The organism is Burkholderia contaminans (assembly GCF_029633825.1).
Taxonomy (GTDB): Bacteria; Pseudomonadota; Gammaproteobacteria; order Burkholderiales; family Burkholderiaceae; genus Burkholderia; species Burkholderia contaminans.
In genome coordinates this window covers 3,241,338-3,259,904 of the sequence record NZ_CP090640.1, presented here as the reverse complement: position 1 = coordinate 3,259,904, position 18,567 = coordinate 3,241,338, and the positions used below count along the sequence as shown (strand labels likewise).

At 66.3% G+C, this 18,567-nt stretch carries 18 protein-coding genes and 1 pseudogene; 8 read left to right on the top strand and 11 right to left on the bottom strand.

Annotated elements, in window-relative coordinates; translation table 11 throughout:
- Nucleotides 1–32: 32 nt before the first annotated feature.
- Nucleotides 33–1,835, bottom strand: a complete 1,803-nt coding sequence (locus LXE91_RS15175; protein ID WP_039366980.1) for a PhoH family protein — start codon at nucleotides 1,833–1,835, stop codon at nucleotides 33–35.
- On the opposite strand from LXE91_RS15175, the pseudogene LXE91_RS43665 reads away from it, so the two are divergent.
- Nucleotides 1,731–1,975 (top strand): annotated as a pseudogene (locus tag LXE91_RS43665) (hypothetical protein); the annotation flags it as partial. The gene LXE91_RS15175 and the pseudogene LXE91_RS43665 overlap by 105 nt on opposite strands.
- A 192-nt stretch (nucleotides 1,976–2,167) precedes the next feature.
- Here the strand turns inward: LXE91_RS43665 and LXE91_RS15170 are convergent.
- From LXE91_RS15170 to LXE91_RS15130, 9 genes are all read right to left on the bottom strand, one after another.
- Complete coding sequence (locus LXE91_RS15170) at nucleotides 2,168–2,629, bottom strand: peroxiredoxin (protein ID WP_031403668.1); 462 nt, start codon at nucleotides 2,627–2,629, stop codon at nucleotides 2,168–2,170.
- A 108-nt stretch (nucleotides 2,630–2,737) separates the two neighbouring features.
- Nucleotides 2,738–3,634: a polysaccharide deacetylase family protein gene (locus tag LXE91_RS15165; protein WP_039366973.1), complete on the bottom strand. Its 897-nt coding sequence runs from the start codon at nucleotides 3,632–3,634 to the stop codon at nucleotides 2,738–2,740.
- Between the two features lie 13 nt (nucleotides 3,635–3,647).
- Nucleotides 3,648–4,703: a bifunctional UDP-4-keto-pentose/UDP-xylose synthase gene (locus LXE91_RS15160; protein WP_006482864.1), complete on the bottom strand. Its 1,056-nt coding sequence runs from the start codon at nucleotides 4,701–4,703 to the stop codon at nucleotides 3,648–3,650.
- The gene (locus tag LXE91_RS15155; RefSeq protein ID WP_039366970.1) at nucleotides 4,700–5,647 is read right to left on the bottom strand and encodes a formyltransferase; all 948 of its coding nucleotides are present in this window, start codon (nucleotides 5,645–5,647) and stop codon (nucleotides 4,700–4,702) included. Before LXE91_RS15155 ends, LXE91_RS15160 begins: the two co-directional genes overlap by 4 nt.
- The gene (locus LXE91_RS15150; protein ID WP_039366967.1) at nucleotides 5,644–6,666 is read right to left on the bottom strand and encodes a glycosyltransferase; all 1,023 of its coding nucleotides are present in this window, start codon (nucleotides 6,664–6,666) and stop codon (nucleotides 5,644–5,646) included. The genes LXE91_RS15155 and LXE91_RS15150 overlap by 4 nt, the downstream gene beginning before the upstream one ends.
- Nucleotides 6,667–6,672: 6 nt before the next feature.
- The gene (locus LXE91_RS15145; protein ID WP_039366965.1) at nucleotides 6,673–7,824 is read right to left on the bottom strand and encodes a DegT/DnrJ/EryC1/StrS family aminotransferase; all 1,152 of its coding nucleotides are present in this window, start codon (nucleotides 7,822–7,824) and stop codon (nucleotides 6,673–6,675) included.
- 133 nt (nucleotides 7,825–7,957) lie between these two features.
- Nucleotides 7,958–8,329, bottom strand: a complete 372-nt coding sequence (locus LXE91_RS15140) for an EamA family transporter (protein ID WP_011352303.1) — start codon at nucleotides 8,327–8,329, stop codon at nucleotides 7,958–7,960.
- A gap of 13 nt (nucleotides 8,330–8,342) precedes the next feature.
- A complete protein-coding gene (locus LXE91_RS15135) occupies nucleotides 8,343–10,019 on the bottom strand; it encodes a glycosyltransferase family 39 protein (RefSeq protein ID WP_039366962.1) in 1,677 nt (558 codons plus the stop codon).
- 123 nt (nucleotides 10,020–10,142) lie between these two features.
- Nucleotides 10,143–10,517, bottom strand: coding sequence for an Mth938-like domain-containing protein (locus LXE91_RS15130; RefSeq protein WP_012328660.1), 375 nt, complete (start codon nucleotides 10,515–10,517; stop codon nucleotides 10,143–10,145).
- Nucleotides 10,518–10,831: 314 nt separating this feature from the next.
- Here LXE91_RS15130 and LXE91_RS15125 point away from each other — a divergent pair, with 314 nt between their 5' ends.
- From LXE91_RS15125 to LXE91_RS15100, 6 genes are all read left to right on the top strand, one after another.
- Nucleotides 10,832–12,070 (top strand): pyridoxal phosphate-dependent aminotransferase, encoded by a 1,239-nt coding sequence (locus LXE91_RS15125; protein ID WP_039366959.1) that lies wholly within the window; start codon nucleotides 10,832–10,834, stop codon nucleotides 12,068–12,070.
- A 53-nt stretch (nucleotides 12,071–12,123) separates the two neighbouring features.
- Nucleotides 12,124–13,452, top strand: a complete 1,329-nt coding sequence (locus LXE91_RS15120) for a homoserine dehydrogenase (protein WP_039366956.1) — start codon at nucleotides 12,124–12,126, stop codon at nucleotides 13,450–13,452.
- A gap of 12 nt (nucleotides 13,453–13,464) precedes the next feature.
- Entirely contained in the window at nucleotides 13,465–14,916 is a 1,452-nt protein-coding gene (gene thrC / locus LXE91_RS15115; protein ID WP_039366955.1) for a threonine synthase, read from the top strand.
- Nucleotides 14,917–15,159: 243 nt separating this feature from the next.
- Nucleotides 15,160–16,407: a molybdopterin molybdotransferase MoeA gene (locus LXE91_RS15110; protein ID WP_039366953.1), complete on the top strand. Its 1,248-nt coding sequence runs from the start codon at nucleotides 15,160–15,162 to the stop codon at nucleotides 16,405–16,407.
- A 19-nt stretch (nucleotides 16,408–16,426) separates the two neighbouring features.
- Nucleotides 16,427–16,684 (top strand): molybdopterin converting factor subunit 1, encoded by a 258-nt coding sequence (gene moaD, locus LXE91_RS15105; protein ID WP_039366951.1) that lies wholly within the window; start codon nucleotides 16,427–16,429, stop codon nucleotides 16,682–16,684.
- Between the two features lie 10 nt (nucleotides 16,685–16,694).
- On the top strand, nucleotides 16,695–17,171 hold the full coding sequence (locus tag LXE91_RS15100) for a molybdenum cofactor biosynthesis protein MoaE (RefSeq protein WP_039366949.1): 477 nt from the start codon (nucleotides 16,695–16,697) through the stop codon (nucleotides 17,169–17,171).
- A 68-nt stretch (nucleotides 17,172–17,239) separates the two neighbouring features.
- Here the strand turns inward: LXE91_RS15100 and LXE91_RS15095 are convergent, their stop codons facing one another.
- The gene (locus LXE91_RS15095) at nucleotides 17,240–17,800 is read right to left on the bottom strand and encodes a group III truncated hemoglobin (protein ID WP_039366947.1); all 561 of its coding nucleotides are present in this window, start codon (nucleotides 17,798–17,800) and stop codon (nucleotides 17,240–17,242) included.
- 248 nt (nucleotides 17,801–18,048) lie between these two features.
- Here LXE91_RS15095 and LXE91_RS15090 point away from each other — a divergent pair, with 248 nt between their 5' ends.
- Nucleotides 18,049–18,564: an Rrf2 family transcriptional regulator gene (locus tag LXE91_RS15090; RefSeq protein WP_039366945.1), complete on the top strand. Its 516-nt coding sequence runs from the start codon at nucleotides 18,049–18,051 to the stop codon at nucleotides 18,562–18,564.
- Nucleotides 18,565–18,567: the final 3 nt, after the last annotated feature.

Genomic DNA, 18,567 nt, shown 5'->3' with positions numbered 1-18,567 from the left:
TCGACAGTCGGCCGATCGGCCGGCTGGCCGCGTTACAGGATGTCCGACGCGTAGTCGGCGAGCCGCGAGCGTTCGCCGCGCGCGAGCGTCACGTGGCCGCTGTGCCCCCAGCCCTTGAAGCGGTCGACGACGTACGTGAGGCCCGAGCTGCCCTCGGTCAGGTAAGGCGTGTCGATCTGCGCGATGTTGCCGAGGCACACGATCTTCGTGCCCGGGCCCGCGCGCGTGACGAGCGTCTTCATCTGCTTCGGCGTCAGGTTCTGCGCCTCGTCGATGATCAGGTACTTGTCGACGAACGTGCGGCCGCGCATGAAGTTCATGCTCTTCACCTTCAGGCGCGAACGGATCAGTTCCTGCGTCGCGGCACGGCCCCATTCGCCAGCCGCGTCGTCGGTCTTCTGCAGCACTTCGAGGTTGTCGTCGAATGCGCCCATCCACGGCTGCATCTTCTCTTCCTCGGTGCCCGGCAGGAAACCGATGTCCTCGCCGACGGGCACGGTCGCGCGCGTCACGATGATCTCGTTGTAGCGCTTGTCGTCGAGCACCTGCGCGAGGCCGGCCGCGAGCGCGACGAGCGTCTTGCCGGTGCCGGCCTGGCCGAGCAGCGTGACGAAGTCGATCTCGGGGTTCATCAGCAGGTTCAGCGCGAAGTTCTGCTCGCGATTGCGCGCGGTGATGCCCCACACGTTGTTCTTGTGGTGGCTGTAGTCGCGCAGCGTCTGCAGCAGCGCGGTCTTGCCGTTCAGCTCGCGGACGATCGCATGGAACGTCGGCTCGCCGTTCTGCGGCTCGAGATAGACGAACTCGTTGACGAGCATCGACGCGACGAGCGGGCCCGTCACGCGGTAGTACGTGGTGCCCGTCTTCGTGTCCTGCCAGCTCTCCATGCCCTTCGCATGCTTGGTCCAGAAGTCCTGCGGCAGTTCGCGCACGCCGTTGTACAGGAGATCGGAATCCTCGAGTACCTGGTCGTTGAAGTAGTCTTCCGCGGGCAGGCCGAGCGCGTGCGCCTTGATCCGCATGTTGATGTCTTTCGACACCAGCACGACCTGACGGTCGGGCCGGTCGCGCTGCAGCGCGCGCACGACGCCGAGGATCTGGTTGTCGGCCTTGCCTTCGGGCAAGCCTTCGACGGGCGCGATATCCGTGAGCTTGGTCTGGAAGTACAGGCGGCCGAGCGCCTCGCGGCTGCCGAGGCGCGACAGCGGAATGCCGGCCGTGATCGCGCCGGCATCGGCGACGAGCGCGTCGAGCGTGCGGCTGACCTGGCGTGCGTTGCGCGCGACTTCGGACATCCCCTTCTTGTGGTTGTCGAGTTCCTCGAGCGTCATCATCGGCAGATAGACGTCGTGTTCCTCGAAGCGGAAGAGGCTGCTCGGGTCGTGCATCAGCACGTTGGTGTCGAGCACGAACAGCTTCTGCTGTTCGGCTTCGGCGGGCTTGCGGCTGCGCGACTTCGTCGCGGCGCCGGTATCGCGCGCGGGGGCGGCGGCCGGTCTGTCGGCAGCCGGTTTGTCGTTGCGCGCGACGATCGGCGCCGCGGGTTCGGCGGCCGCCGGCATCGGCTGCAGCAGGGCAGCCGTCTGTTTCGGCTTGCGGCCACGTGCGGGTGTGCTTGCGGCATCTTGCGTCGAAGACGCGACGGCGCGCAGCGGCGCGGCCGTGTTCGCGGCTTCGGTCATCGGTTGGGCCACGCTCGCCGGACCAAAGTCACCGGCTGTGGATGCGTCCCCTTCGGCGGATTTCTTCGCGGCTTTCGCGGGCCGCGCTTTCGCCTTGTATTCGTCGGGCGGCAGCAGGCTGCCGAGCTTGCTGGGGGGAGTAGGCAAAGGCATGGTGTCCCTCGGGAGGAATCGTGTCGCATGGGGTGCGCCGCTGATCGCATCCTGCGTGACGTAGACGCATGCAGTTTGCGCGCGGTGGCGCACAGGAAGTTCGTCTAGCCGGTTCGCCTAAGTGTCGATCAGCTCCTTGACGCGGTGAGGGCCGGACCGAGGCCCGGCGCGCAATCCATAAAAAAAGCCGCTGCCTCGTCGATAGAGGCATGCGGCTCGGCTGATACGGTCGTAATGCGCGTCAGGTGCCGGCAAGCATCGCAACGAGCACCGGCGCAGCTACGAGAAATATGGGGCGAACTGGCATTCATTGCGGCCCAATATAACGCGCCTCAAAGCGCTTGTACAGCACTTAGCACGTCGTCCACATGACCCGGTACCTTGATGCCGCGCCATGCCTGGCGAAGCACGCCGTCGGCGTCGATCAGGAACGTGGAGCGCTCGATTCCGCGCACTTCCTTGCCATACATTTTCTTCATCTTGATGACATCGAACAGCGCGCACAGCGCTTCGTCGGCATCGGAAATCAGCGGGAACGGCAGTTCGAGCTTCGCCTTGAAATTGTCATGCGAGCGCAGGCTGTCGCGCGACACGCCGATGACTTCCGCGCCGGCTTTCTTGAACTTCGGATAGAGATCGCGGAACTGCAGCCCTTCGGTCGTGCAGCCCGGCGTGTTGTCCTTCGGATAGAAGTACAGCACGAGTTTCCTGCCCTTCAGGTCGGACAGCGAAATGTCGCCGCCCGTGGCCGGTGCGGTGAAATCGGGAACTTGACGGTCAACTTCGACGGACACGTGTTTCTCCTGTTGTTATGGAAAGGCGCCGCTGCGGCGGCGCGGTTCGGCGGGGCGTCGCGGCAGTGCGCCGCAAGGGCGCAGCGGGCGACGCCGGCGCGCGCGAACTCAGTCGGGCTGAACGATCAGTTCGCCGGAGCGGCCGGGAATTTCGCCCCACGTGACAGGGTACGATGGCAGCGAGTCGCGGTCCAGCGCTGCGTGGTAGTCGCCCATCGTCGCGAACGTGTGGCCTTGCGCGCGCCAGCCGGCGAGCAGTTGCTCGAACACGGGCGCGAGCTTCTGGCCTTCCAGTTCCGCATGCAGCGTGAACACCTGGTCGTGCGGATTGGTTTCGGTGAACTTGAGGATGTGCGCGGCGACGTTGTGCGTGTCGACGCCGTCGATGCCGAGCACTTCGTCGAGCGTCGGCAGCGTGGTGGGCATCTGCACGTGCGACAGCGTGCGGCCATTGACGACGGGCAGGTACGGCGAATGGCCGCGGCCATCGGATGCGTAGCGCATCCCCCATGCGTCGATCTGCTCGAACGCGGAATCGTTCATCTGCCAGCCGGCCGCGCCGTGCGTGACGGGCGGCGCGCCGAAGATCTCGATGAAGCGCGCGTGGCTCTTCTGCATTTCACGCGCGGTCCAGTCGCGATCGCGCACGCGGACGTTGTCCTGCCAGTACACGTGATCCCACGTGTGGATCCCGCATTCGAAGCCGGCCTCGTGAATCGTGCGCATGTCGGCGATCGCGCGGCGGCCGATGTCGGGGCCCGGCAGCAGCACGCCGTACATCAGCTGCTTCACGCCGTAATGCTCGACCACCGACGTGCGCGACACCTTCTTCAGGAAGCCGGGGCGGAACACGCGCCGCAGCGCCCAGCCCGTGTGATCGGGCCCGAGGCTGAAGAGGAAGGTCGCGCGCGCACTGAAGCGGTCGAAGATGCGCGCGAGATTCGGCACGCCTTCGCGCGTGCCGCGCAGCGTGTCGACGTCGATCTTGAGGACGATGCGAGCCAAGCGAACGTCCCGGTCAGCCTTGCTGTTCGACGAGCGCGCGCGCGTCGGCGACGTGGCCGCGATACGCTTCGAAGATGTTGCGCAGCGCGTCGTCGAACGTCGCTTGCGGCGCCCAGCCGAGTTCCTGCATCGTGTTGTCGATCTTCGGCACGCGGTTCTGCACGTCCTGGTAGCCGTTGCCGTAGTAGGCGCCGGACGTCGTCTCGACGAGCTTCACCTGCTTGGCCGAATCGGCGTACTCGGGGAATTCCGCCGCCAGTTCGAGCATCTTGTGCGCGAGTTCGCGAACCGAGAAATTGTTCTTCGGATTCCCGATGTTGTAGATCTTGCCCGACGCGACGCCGTCCTTGTTCTCGATGATCTTCATCAGCGCGCTGATGCCGTCGCCGATGTCGGTGAACGCGCGCTTCTGCGAGCCGCCGTCGACGAGGCTGATGTTCTCGCCGCGCACGATGTGGCCGAGGAACTGCGTGACCACGCGCGAGCTGCCTTCCTTCGGCGTGTAGATCGAGTCGAGGCCCGGGCCGATCCAGTTGAACGGACGGAACAGCGTGAAGTTCAGGCCTTCCATCCCGTAGCCCCAGATCACGCGGTCCATCAGCTGCTTCGAGCATGCGTAGATCCAGCGCGGCTTGTTGATCGGGCCGTAGGTGAGGGCCGATGCGTCCGGGTCGAACTGCTCGTCCGAGCACATGCCGTAGACCTCGGAGGTCGACGGGAACACGAGGTGCTTGCCGTACTTGACGGCCGAACGCACGATCGGCAGGTTCGCCTCGAAGTCGAGTTCGAACACGCGCAGCGGCTGCTGGACGTAGGTGGCGGGCGTCGCGATCGCGACGAGCGGCAGGATCACGTCGCACTTCTTCACGTGATACTCGACCCACTCCTTGTTGATCGTGATGTCGCCTTCGAAGAAATGCATCCGCTCGTGGTTGACGAGGTCGCCCAGCCGATCGGTCTGCATGTCCATGCCGAACACTTCCCAATCGGTGGTTTCAAGAATGCGCTTCGACAGGTGATGGCCGATGAAGCCGTTCACACCCAGGATCAGGACTTTTTTTGCTTTCATGAATGACGGGAAGAATGAATGAACTGCGCGAATTCCGCGGGCGTCACGACGGTTTCGCTGCCGTCCCGCTGCTGCCACAGCTCGAGAATGGATAGGGCGCGGCTGTCGCCGCAGACGCCGAATAGCGCATTATCGCTTACGTGCAGGCCGGGCGGCAAATCTGCCGCGGCGGCCGCTGCCGCGCTGCCGGGCGCCGCGAGGCGCGCGCGCGCGATCACGAAACGCGTGCCGTCGACGTCCGTGAACGCGCCCGGATACGGGGGCGCGACCGCGCGCACCAGGTTGTAGACCTGCGCGGCCGGCTTCGACCAGTCGATGCGACCGTCCTCGGGCTTGCGCCCGCCGTAGTAGCTGCCGGTGGCGAGATCGTTCGGCAGGTGCGGCGCCTCGCCGGCGAGTAGCGCGGGCAGCACGCGCCAGAGCGTCTGCTCGGCGGCTACCGTGACCTTGTCGAACACCTGCGTGGCGGTGTCGTCCGGCAGGATCGGCACCGCGGTCTGGCCGATGATCGCGCCGGCGTCGGGTTTCGCTGCCATCTCGTGCAGCGTCGCGCCGGTTTCGCTTTCGCCGTTCAGTACCGCCCAGTTGGTCGGTACCCGACCCCGGTATTTCGGCAGCAGCGACCCGTGCATGTTGTACGCGCCCTTCGGCGCGATCGCGAGCAGGTCCACCGGCAGCATGTGCCGGTAGTAGAACGAGAAGATGAAGTCCGGCTGCGCGTCGGAAACCGCGCGGCGCAGCGCCGGATCGGCGGGATCGGCCGGCGTGACGACCGGAATGCCGTGCTCGGCCGCGACGGACGCGACGCTGCCGAACCAGATGTTCTCGTTCGGGTTGTCCTCGTGCGTGACGACGAGCGCGACGTCGACGCCGCGCGCGAGCAGCACCTGCAGGCAGCGCACGCCGACGTTGTGATATGCGAAGACGACTGCGCGCGGCTTCATTGCGTGGCACCCGTGCGGTTTGCGCCGGCCGGCACTGCCGGCACGCCGTCGTGCTGCTCGAGCACGGCCTGGATCAGGTAGCGCGGCCGTGCACGCACCTGCTGGTAGATGCGGCCGACGTATTCGCCGAGCAGGCCGAGCGCGAAGATGATCACGCCGAGCAGGAAGAACGTGATGGCAAACAGCGTGAACACGCCTTGCACTTCCGCGCCGACGATGAAGCGTCGCACGAGCAGCAGCACGAACAACGCGGCTGAGCCGAGCGACAGGATCACGCCGATGAACGACAGCCACTGCAGCGGCACGACCGAGAAGCCCGTCACGAGGTCGAAGTTCAGCCGGATCAGGCTGTACAGCGAGTACTTCGACTCGCCGGCGAAGCGCTCCTCGTGCGCGACCTCGATTTCGGTCGGTTTCTGCGCGAACGTGTACGCGAGGGCGGGGATGAACGTGTTGACTTCGCCGCACACGTTGATCGTGTCGATGATGCGGCGGCTGTACGCGCGCAGCATGCAGCCCTGGTCGGTCATCTTGATGCGCGTGATGCGCTCGCGCAGACGGTTCATCATCTGCGACGCCTTGCGCCGCCACAGACTGTCCTGGCGCTGCTTGCGGATCGAGCCGACGTAGTCGTAGCCCTCACGCATCTTCGCGATCAGCTTGCCGATTTCCTCGGGCGGGTTCTGCAGGTCGGCGTCGAGCGTGATGACGATCTCGCCGCGCGACTGCGCGAAGCCGGCGAGGATCGCCATATGCTGGCCGTAGTTGCCGTTGAGCAGCACGACGCGCGTCGTGTCGGGACGTACGTGGAACTGATCGGCGAGCATCGCGGCCGAGCGATCGCGGCTGCCGTCGTTGATCAGGATCACTTCGTACGACGTGCCGAGTGCGTCGAGTGCCGGGTACAGCCGCGCGAACAGCGCAGCCAGGCCATCTTCCTCGTTGTACACGGGGATGATGATCGATACTTCCGGGTTCGCGGCGCCCGGATGCCCGGCGCGTGCTTCAAGGTGACTCATGTACGCTTATTTTCCGTATTGTTCGCAAATCTGGTTGATGGCGTCGACCACGCGACGCACGTCGCCTTCCGTCATCTGCGTGAAGAGCGGCAGCGTGACGGTCGACGCGCCGTACCGTTCGGCGTGGGGGAACATGCCCTCCTTGAAGCCGCGTGCACGGTACAGCGTGAAAAGATGGATCGCCGGGTAGTGGATGCCCGTGCCGATGCCGCGTTCCTTCATCTGCGCCATGAACTCGGCGCGCGTGATCGTCAGGCGCTCGAGCGGCAGCGTGATCAGGAACATGTGCCAGTTGCCGTTCTCGAATTCGGCGATCGGCAGGCCGACGCCGAGCTTCACGGCTGCACTGCCGTCGAATTCGGCGAAGTATGCACGCGCCAGCGCGCGGCGCTGCGCGGTGAAGCGTTCGATGTGCGGCAACTGGCCGAGGCCGACGCGCGCGGCGACGTCGGTCAGGTTGTACTTGCCGCCGAGCACGTCGCAGTCCATCCCGTCGAAGCCCGTGCGCGTGATGCCCTGCAGCCGGTACTTCTGCGCGAGCGTCGCTTCTTCCTCGTTGTTCAGCACGAGTGCGCCGCCTTCGATCGTCGTCAGGTTCTTGTTCGCGTGGAAGCTGAACGACACGATGTCGCCGATCGCGCCGATGCGCTTGCCGTTCCACGTCGAGCCGAACGCCTGCGCCGCATCCTCGATCACGCGCAGCTTGTGTGCGCGTGCGATCGCGTACAGGCGGTCCATGTCGACTGGCAAGCCGGACAGGAACACGGGAATGATCGCCTTCGTGCGCGGCGTGATCGCCTGCTCGAGCTTGTCGAGGTCGATATTGCGCGTGACGGGATCGATGTCGGCGAACACGGGCGTCGCGCCTGTCTCGAGGATCACGTTGCTGGTCGAGACCCACGACGCCGGCGTCGTGATCACTTCGTCGCCGGCGCCGACGCCCGCGATGCGCAGGCCGATCTCGAGCGTGCAGGTGCCCGAATTGAACGCGCGGACCGGGCGGCCGCCGCAGTACTCGGACAGCGCCGCTTCGAATTTCTGGCACTGCGGGCCGGTGGTGATCCAGCCCGAGCGCAGTACGTCGACGACGCCCTGGATGGTTTCCTCATCGATCTCGGGGCGGGTGAACGGCAGAAACGGAGCGGTAGTCTGGCTCATGTACGCTTTGGCCTGTAATGGCGTGTAATAAAAGGGTCGGGCGATCCGTCCGAAACCGGCATTAAACACCGGTTGGCCGATTCGCACCGTGATTTTTTGTAGGCGGACGCTTAATGTGCACGGCGGGGCGTGCTCAGCTGCGCGCGAGCACGAGCACGCCGATCAGGATGATGCCGATGCCGACGAGCCGCTGGACCGACAGCACTTCGCCGAACAGGTACCAGGCGGCGAACGCGTTGACGACGTAGCCGAGCGACAGCATCGGGTACGCGATCGACACGTCGACCCGCGACAGCCCGACGATCCAGACCACGACGCTCAGCACGTAGCAGCCGAGGCCGCCGATGATCGGCAATTGGGTTGCGATCTTCAGGCCGACCGGGATGATGTTCGCACGGCTGAATTCGAAGTGTCCAACGGCGTTGACGCCGGCTTTCAGCAGAAGTTGCGCACAGGCGTTGAGCATCACGCCGGTGATGATGCAGACGAACGAAACGGGATTCATGCAGCGGGCGTCCTTACGATTGCGGTTTCTCGACGATCACGCGGCGGTTGTCGCGTGCAATCACGCGCATCGGCACGCCTTGCTTGACCAGGGCGTCGTATTGTCCGGGCGGCATGATCGCGAGCGCATGGGTTTCCTGCTTCCAGCGCGTGATCCACTCGTCGACGGTCGGAATCCACTTGTTCGGCTCCATCGAGATCCCGAACGCGAGCTCGTCCTGGCGCTGGACCATGATCGTCGTGTGGCCCATATAGAACGGGAACGTGTGATCGAGCATCTCGATCGAGTAGAACGGCGTGTCGGCCGGCAGTTTCGCCAGCTCGGCGCGCACGGCCGGCGCGAGGAGCGCGCCCGAGCTGTAGCGGCCGAATTCGTCGTGGCCGGTGCCGCCGATCGTGCCGAAGGCGAGCCAGGCGGCGCCGAATGCGGCGAGCGCGGCAGCCACGCCCGTGCGGCGGTTCAGCCAGGCGGCCGCGAGCGTCAGCACGGCTGCGACCGCGAGGCCCGCGTACAGCCACATCTGGAACGCGCGGTACAGCGCGTTCGGCGTGCGGGCATCGCCCTGGTACGCAAGGAAGATGACCCCGAACGCCGCGACGACGAGGAACACGAGATAGCCGAGCAGGTGGCGGCGGAACCGGTCGGCGCTCATCAGCGGCAGGTACGCGCCGATGATCAGCGCGAGCGCCGGCGCGACCGGCAGCACGTACGAGATCAGCTTCGAATGCGACGCGCTGAAGAACAGGAAGATGAATGCGCTCCAGATCAGCAGCACGAGCATCGGCGAGAAGCCGTTCGGCTGGCGCGGCATCCGCAGCGCATGGCGAATGCTCTGCCACGCGACCGACAGCCACGGCAGGAAGCCGACCAGCAGCACGGGCACGAAGTAGTAGAGCGGGCCCGGGCGGTTCTGTTCCGGGGTCAGGTACCGGCGGAACTGCTGGACGATGAAGAAGAAGTTGAAGAACTCGGGGTTGCGCTGCTGGACGAGCACGAACCACGGGGTGACGATCGCGAAGAAGATCACGAGGCCGCTCACCAGGTACAGGCGCTTCCACAGCGCCCAGTCGCGCGCGATCAGCGTGTAGAGCACGAGCACGGCGCCGGGCAGGATCAGGCCGACGAGGCCCTTCGACAGCACCGCGAACGCCATCGCGGCCCAGCATGCCCACATCCAGCCCCGTGCGGCGGCCGGGCGCAGCCCGGGCCGCTGCGCGAGCAGCAGCGAGCACAGCGACAGCGCCATCCAGAATGCGAGCCCCATGTCGAGCGCGTTGAAGTGGCCCATCAGGTTCCAGTACGGCGCGCTGGCGAGCACGACGGCTGCGAGGAAGCCCGACAGCGGGTTGAACAGGCGCGCGCCGGTGTAGCCGACCAGCAGGATGCCCGCGAAGCTCGCGACGGCCGTGTAGAGGCGCGCCTGCCATTCGCCGATGCCGAACCACGCGAACGTGAGCGCGTTCAGCCAGGTCTGCAGCGGCGGCTTCTCGAAATACTTGTAGCCGTTGTAGCGCGGCGTGATCCAGTCGCCGGTGACGAACATCTCGCGCGCCATTTCCGCGTAGCGGCCTTCGTCGCTCGGGATCAGGTGGCGCAGCCCGAGCGGCGCGAACCAGACGATCGCGAGTGCGACGACGAGGAGGACGAGCGTGATGCGATTGAGCGGTAGCCTCGACGGCGTATCGTTCATGGATTTTCAGCCTGTTGGTTGTTGTGACGGGCCGCCGGCGGGTTGCGCCGGGGGCGGGCGGCCCGGCCGGGCCGATCCGGGGATCGACCCGCTGCGCCGGCCCGAGTTTTACCGCATCGGGGATTAACGTTCAATTAAGAGCGCGGCGGCGACTTTGCGGCCCTCGGCCATCAGGATGTTGTAGGTGCGGCAGGCGGCCTGGAAATCCATCGTCTCGACGCCGATCCGCTTCGCCGTGAGCGCCGCGACGAGCCGCGGGTGCGGGAAGCGCAGCCGCGCGCCGCTGCCGAAGATCACGAGTTCGGGTGTCGGGTCGAGCAGCATCGCGAAATGCTCCGGCGCGAGCGCGTCGAACGACGACACGGGCCATGCCTGGACCGGCGCGCCGGGCAGCACGATGACGCTCGTTTCATGGCGTTCGAGATTGACGTCGACATAATCGGGGCCGTAGCCGGTGACGGTGTTGAGCGCGCCGCTCGTATCCTGGTGCAGTTTCAAATCGGTATTCCGCGGTTCCGTAGGGGAATGTATCGCAGGGCCACACGGGCCCGGATGGCCGGTTTCGCTTGCCCGAGCACGCGGGACGCCTGAAGGCGCGGGCCCGGCGCGGCCATGGTGCATTGCGAAAGTCAGCCAAAATCCGCTAAATTATAACTTTTTGGTCGCCCCCGGGCGCCAATTGCGTCGCGCGTCGCCACAAGCCGCGCCCGACCGCCCGCTTTTTCCCAGTCTAGACAGCGCGCACAGACCGGCCGCTCTCCAGTTTTGATCCCGTCCCCCGGCCGCAAGGCCAACCCAGGAACCGTGTCGTCGTGAAACCGATTCAGAAGTCGAACAAGCTGCTCAACGTCTGCTACGACATCCGTGGCCCGGTGCTCGAGCACGCGAAGCGCCTCGAGGAAGAAGGCCACCGCATCATCAAGCTGAACATCGGCAACCTCGCGCCGTTCGGTTTCGACGCGCCGGACGAGATCATCCAGGACATGATCCGCAACCTGCCGACATCGTCCGGCTATTCGGATTCGAAAGGCGTGTTCTCGGCGCGCAAGGCCGTGATGCACTACACGCAGGAAAAGGGCGTCGTGGGCGTCGGGCTCGACGACATCTACATCGGCAACGGCGCGTCCGAGCTGATCGTGATGGCGACCCAGGCGCTCCTGAACGACGGCGACGAAGTGCTGCTGCCCGCGCCCGACTACCCGCTGTGGACGGCGGCGGTCAGCCTGTCGGGCGGCACGCCGGTGCATTACATCTGTGACGAACAGAACGCGTGGATGCCCGATCTCGACGACATCCGCCGCAAGATCACGCCGAACACGAAGGCGATCGTCGTGATCAACCCGAACAACCCGACGGGTGCGCTTTATTCGGACGAATTGCTGCTCGAGCTGCTCGAGATCGCGCGCCAGCACGGGCTGATCGTGTTCGCCGACGAGGTGTACGACAAGATCGTCTACGACGGCCTCGAGCACACGGCGCTGGGTTCGCTGTCGGAGGACGTGATCACCGTCACGTTCAACAGCCTGTCGAAGAGCTATCGCTCGTGCGGCTACCGCGCGGGCTGGATGGCCGTGTCGGGCCTCGGCGGCGACAACCGCCGGCACGCGAAGGATTATCTCGAAGGGCTCGGCATCCTGTCGTCGATGCGCCTGTGCGCGAACGTGCCCGGGCAGTTCGCGATCCAGACGGCGCTCGGCGGCTACCAGAGCATCAACGAGCTGATCGTGCCGAGCGGGCGCCTGTACAAGCAGCGCGAACTCGCGTACGACATGCTCACGTCGATCCCGGGCGTGACCTGCGTGAAGCCGCAGGCCGCGCTGTACATGTTCCCGCGCCTCGACCCGAAGCTTTATCCGATCCAGAACGACCAGCAGTTCATTCTCGACCTGTTGCTCGAGGAACGCGTGCTGCTCGTTCAGGGCACGGGCTTCAACTGGGTCGCGCCGGACCACTTCCGCGTGGTCTTCCTGCCGAACCTCGACGACCTGACCGATTCGATCAACCGGATCGCACGCTTCCTCGACGGCTACCGCAAGCGCCATTCGGCCTGAGCGGCACGGCCACACGGCACTCACTCATTCTTACTCATTCGATCACACGCAGCATGGAACCGATCAAAGTTGGCCTGTTGGGCTTCGGCACGGTGGGCAGCGGCACCTTCACGGTGCTGGGCCGCAACCAGGAAGAAATCAAGCGACGCGCGGGGCGCGGCATTGAGGTGACGCGCATTGCGGTGCGCAACCCGGCCAAGGCGCTGGCAGCGCTCGGCGGCGACGCCGGCGCCGCGCAGATCACCGACGATTTCAATGCAGTCGTCGATGATCCGTCGATCGCGATCATCGCCGAGATGATCGGCGGCACGGGCATCGCGCGCGAGCTCGTGCTGCGCGCGATCGCGAACGGCAAGCACGTCGTGACAGCCAACAAGGCGCTGCTCGCGGTGCACGGCACCGAGATCTTCGAGGCCGCGCGCGCGAAGGGCGTGATGGTCGCGTTCGAGGCGGCCGTCGCCGGCGGCATCCCGATCATCAAGGCGCTGCGCGAAGGCCTGACCGCGAACCGCATCCAGTACATCGCGGGCATCATCAACGGCACGACCAACTACATCCTGTCGGAAATGCGCGATCGCGGGCTCGACTTCGCGACCGCGCTGAAGGCCGCGCAGGAGCTCGGCTACGCGGAAGCCGATCCGACCTTCGACATCGAAGGCGTCGACGCCGCGCACAAGGCGACGATCATGAGCGCGATCGCGTTCGGCGTGCCGGTGCAGTTCGAGCGTGCGTACGTCGAAGGCATCAGCAAGCTCGACGCGACCGACATCCGCTACGCGGAAGAACTCGGCTACCGGATCAAGCTGCTCGGCATCACGCGCCGCGCCGAAAACGGCATCGAGCTGCGCGTGCACCCGACGCTGATCCCGGAAAAGCGCCTGCTCGCGAACGTCGAAGGCGCGATGAACGCGGTCGTCGTGCATGGCGACGCGGTCGGCACGACGCTGTACTACGGCAAGGGCGCGGGCGCGGAGCCGACCGCATCGGCCGTGGTCGCGGATCTCGTCGACGTCACGCGCCTGCACACGGCTGACCCGGAGCATCGCGTGCCGCATCTCGCGTTCCAGCCGGACAGCCTGTCGAACACGCCGATCCTGCCGATCGAGGAAGTGACGAGCGGCTACTACCTGCGCCTGCGCGTTGCCGACCAGACCGGCGTGCTCGCCGCGATCACGCGCATCCTCGCCGAATCGGGCATCTCGATCGACGCGCTGCTGCAGAAGGAGTCGGAGCAGGTCGACGGTGCGAACGGCGAAACCGACATCATCCTGATCACGCACGAAACGGTCGAGAAGAACGTCAATGCGGCGATCGCGCAAATCGAGAGCCTCGCGACGGTCGTGTCGAAGGTGACGAAGCTGCGCATGGAAGCGCTGAACTGAGCTGAGGACGACATGAACTACATCTCCACGCGCGGCGCCGGCATCGGCGAGCGCCACACGTTCTCCGACATCCTGCTCGGCGGTCTCGCGAAGGACGGCGGGCTCTACCTGCCGGCGGAATATCCGAAGGTGTCCACCGATGAGCTCGCGCGCTGGCGCGCGCTGCCGTACGCGGATCTCGCGTTCGAGATCCTGTCGAAGTTCTGCGACGACGTGCCGGCCGACGACCTGCGCGCGCTCACGCGCCGCACGTACACGGCCGACGTATACCGCAACACGCGCCATGGCGAGAACGCGTCCGATATCACGCCGCTGAAGACGCTCGGCACCGAGAACGGCGCGCCGATCTCGCTGCTCGAACTGTCGAACGGCCCGACGCTCGCGTTCAAGGACATGGCGATGCAGCTGCTCGGCAACCTGTTCGAGTACACGCTTGCGAAGCATGGGCAGACGCTGAACATTCTCGGCGCGACGTCCGGCGACACGGGCAGCGCGGCTGAATACGCGATGCGCGGCAAGGCCGGCGTGCGCGTGTTCATGCTGTCGCCGCACAAGAAGATGAGCGCGTTCCAGACGGCGCAGATGTTCAGCCTGCAGGATCCGAACATCTTCAACCTCGCGGTCGAAGGCGTGTTCGACGACTGCCAGGACATCGTGAAGGCCGTGTCGAACGATCACGCGTTCAAGGCGCAGCAGAAGATCGGCACGGTCAACTCGATCAACTGGGCACGCGTCGTCGCGCAGGTCGTGTACTACTTCAAGGGTTACTTCGCGGCCACTCGGTCGAATGACGAGCGCGTGTCGTTCACGGTGCCGTCGGGCAACTTCGGCAATGTCTGCGCAGGCCACATCGCGCGGATGATGGGGTTGCCGATCGCGAAGCTCGTGGTCGCGACCAACGAGAACGACGTGCTCGACGAGTTCTTCCGCACGGGCGCGTATCGCGTGCGCAGCGCGGAGAACACCTATCACACGAGCAGCCCGAGCATGGACATCTCGAAGGCATCGAACTTCGAGCGCTTCGTGTTCGACCTGCTCGGCCGCGATCCGGCGCGCGTGATGCAGCTGTTCCGCGACGTCGAGGAGAAGGGCGGTTTCGATCTCGCGGCGAGCGGCGATTTCGCGCGCGTCGCCGAGTTCGGCTTCGTGTCGGGCCGCAGCAGCCACACGGACCGCATCGCGACGATCCGCGACGTGTTCTCGCGCTACGACACGATGATCGATACGCACACGGCCGACGGCGTGAAGGTCGCGCGAGAGCATCTCGACGCGGGCGTGCCGATGGTCGTGCTCGAGACGGCGCAGCCGATCAAGTTCGGCGAGACGATTCGCGAAGCACTCGATCGCGAAGCCGAGCGTCCGGCCGCATTCGACGGGCTCGAGGCGCTGCCGCAGCGTTTCGAGGTCGTGAAGGCCGATGCGCAGCAGGTGAAGGACTTCATCGCCGCCCATACGGGCGCATGACGCATGGCCGGGCCGCGGGCCCGGCTGCGCAGGACGGCCGGAACGCCGATTCGTCGAACGGATCGGGGTTCCGGCCGTTTCGTTTGGCAGCGGCCAAGCGGCGGTCGTCGCAACTCGTACGAAACAAGTGTCAGACCGGCGCGTTCGCGCCGATCACAGTTTCCGCATGTCCGCCATATCGCGCGCCCGCGCGACGGCGTCGCTACAATGACGTATTGAATCCAACGATCCCCGATTCCATCGATGTCGAACCCGAATCCCGCGGCGCCGCGCGCGCCGATGCTGTCGACCGCCGAGGCGCTCGCCGCGCTGCTCGATGCCGCGAAGCCGTTGGCCGGCGCCGAAACCGTCGCCACGCTCGACGCGCTCGGCCGTGTGCTGGCGGCCGACGTGAGCTCGCCGCTCGACGTGCCGCCGATGCATACGAGCGCGATGGACGGCTATGCGGTGCGCGTCGCCGACCTGCTGCATGGCGAGCGGCGCTTGCCGGTGTCGCAGCGCATTCCGGCCGGTCATCCGGCCGCGCCGCTCACTGCCGGCACGGCCGCGCGGATCTTCACCGGCGCGACGGTGCCCCCCGGTGCCGACGCCGTCGTGATGCAGGAACAGACGTCGGCGGACGGCGATGCGGTCGAGATCCTGCACACGCCGAAGGCCGGTGAATGGATCACCGCGCAGGGCGCGGATATCCGGCAGGGCTCGGTGATCCTGCCGGCCGGCACGCGGCTCACGCCGCAGGCGCTCGGCCTGGCCGCGTCTGTCGGCTGCGCGCAACTGGCGGTTGCGCGGCGAATTCGCGTCGCGGTCTTCTTCACCGGCGATGAACTGACGATGCCCGGCGAACCGCTGAAGCCCGGCGCGATCTACAACTCGAACCGGTTCACGCTGCGCGGGCTGCTGGAGCGGCTCGGCTGCCACGTGACCGACTACGGGATCGTGCCCGATTCGCTCGCGGCGACCCGCGACACGCTGCGCGCGGCCGCCCGCGATCACGACGTGATCCTGACGAGCGGCGGCGTGTCGGTCGGTGACGAGGACCACGTGAAGCCGGCCGTCGAGGCCGAAGGGCGGCTCGCGCTTTGGCAGATCGCGATGAAGCCCGGCAAGCCGCTTGCGTACGGCGCGGTGCGCCGCGGCGACGATCGCCCCGACGCGCACTTCATCGGGCTACCCGGCAACCCGGTGTCGAGCTTCGTCACGTTCCTGCTGTTCGTGCGGCCGTTCCTGCTGCGCCTGTCCGGCGTGCGCGACGTCGCGCCGCGCGCGCTGTCGCTGCGCGCCGACTTTTCGCAAAACAAGGGCGACCGGCGCAACGAATTCCTGCGTGCGCGCGTCAACGCGGCCGGCGGCCTCGATCTGTTCCCGAACCAGAGCTCGGCGGTGCTGACGTCGACGGTGTGGGGCGACGGCCTCATCGACAACCCGCCGCAGCACGCGATCAGCGCCGGCGAGACCGTGCGTTTCATTCCGTTTTCCGAACTGCTGTCGTAACGCGACGGCTCCCCGAACCATGAAGATTCAACTGAAATTTTTTGCAAGCGTACGCGAGGCCCTGGGTGTCGCCGACGAGCAGGCCGACGTGCCGGACAGCGTCACGACCGTGGGCGACGTGCGCGCGTGGCTGCGCGTGCGCGGCGGCGCGTGGGCCGAGACGCTCGCCGACGGGCGCGCACTGCGCATGGCGTGCAACCACGAGATGACCGACCCCGACACGCGGCTCACCGAAGGCTGCGAAGTCGCGTTCTTTCCGCCGGTCACGGGCGGTTGAGGCGCTGGCGATGGCAACGGTACGAATCCAGACCGAAGACTTCGACCTGAACGTCGAGGTCGCGGCATTGCGCGCACGCAACCCGAAGATCGGCGCGCTCGCGTGCTTCGTCGGCACGGTGCGCGACTTGAACGAAGGTGATTCGGTTGCCGCGATGGCGCTCGAGCACTATCCGGGGATGACCGAGAAGGCGCTCGAGAAGATTGCCGCCGAGGCCGGCCGGCGCTGGCCGGGCATCGACGTCGCGATCGTGCATCGCGTCGGCACGCTCCTGCCGCTCGACCAGATCGTGATGGTCGCAACGGTCGCGTCGCACCGCGGCGATGCGTTCGCGTCGTGCGAGTTCGTGATGGACTACCTGAAAACCGAAGCGCCGTTCTGGAAGAAGGAAACCACGCCGGACGGCGAGCGCTGGGTCGATGCGCGCAGCACCGACGATGCCGCGCTCGCGCGCTGGGGGATCGAATCGGGCAATACGCGGCGCTGAGCGCGGCGTCCGGGTAGCATGTGGCGCGATGCCGCATGCGCACAAGCGTCGCGCGCGCCGGCTACCCGTTATGCGTCCGGATCGCTGCTGCGCCCGATGATCTTCGTCGGAAACGGCTCGCCGCGAGCGCGCGACGGCAACGCGTGCGGATCGTCGCCTGCATCGCGACGGCGCGGCGCGATCGCGTCGAGCAGCGCCTGCTGCTCGGGCGGAATCCGATAGTCCCAGCCGAACCGGCTCAACTGGAGGCTCTGCGCGATCCGCAGCGCCGGCTCCATGAAGCGGATCGCCGCAGGCGGCGCGTAGCGCGCCTCGACGGTCTTCAGGAACAGCGACAGCCAGCGGCTGAAATGGGCCGGCTCGATCCCGTCGAGCGGCTGGTGCGCCTGCTGCACGTTGCCGCGATAGCCCTTGGTGCCGAGCACGAGGCTGGACCAGAACGTGACCATCTTCGGCAGATGGTCGTCCCAGCGGCCGGCCAGCTTTGCGTCGAACACCGGCCCGAGCAGCGGATCGGCGCGCACGCGGTCGTAGAACGCGTAGACGAGATCGCGGATGTTCTCTTCGGTCGGCTCGGTGTCGCGAGGGCGGGCCGGTGCGGTATCGGGCGAGGCGGGCAGGACGGTCATGGCAAAAGGGCCGGCAGAAATAGGCAACGACAGGGGCGGCGCGGGCATCGAGTAGGACGCCGATCGAATTTTGACGCAAAATAGCGTCCAATACCCCTGAAAAACCTGTAAATGTCACGCATCTTATTGCGCGCGCGCCATCGCGGCAAGCCGGGGCCACGGAGCAGGGCCGTCGACCGGGCTCGCGCGCATCCCGATCGGCCCGGCTCGCGTAATCGGGGCACGATTGATCTTTTCCGTATTCGCCCATGAGACTCACCGACTACACCGACTATTCGCTGCGCGTAATGCTGTACCTTGCCGTGCGCGGCGAGGGGCTCGCTACGATCCAGGAGATCTCGGACGCCTACGGCATCTCGAAGAACCATCTGATGAAAGTCGTGCAGCAGCTCGGCGAGCTGGGGTGGGTCGACACCGTCCGCGGCCGCAACGGCGGGCTGCGGCTGTTCCCGGAATCGCTGCAACTGACCGTCGGCCAGGTCGTGCGTGCGACCGAGAGCGATTTCGCGCTGGTTGGCTGCTTCTCGGCCGAGGGCGAATCGCGCGGCTGCGTGATCGAGCCGCACTGCCGGCTGAAGGGCGTGCTGGCGGCCGCGCGCGATGCATTTTTCGCCGAACTCGATCGTCACACGCTCGGTGAACTGGTCGAACCCGCTTCGCCGCTCGCCGCGTTGCTCGGTATCCACCCGGTCGTGCGCGTGCGCGCCGAGCCTTCGCCGGAAGACGCACCTGCGTCCGTCGAGCCGCCGTCGACGGCCGGCTGATAC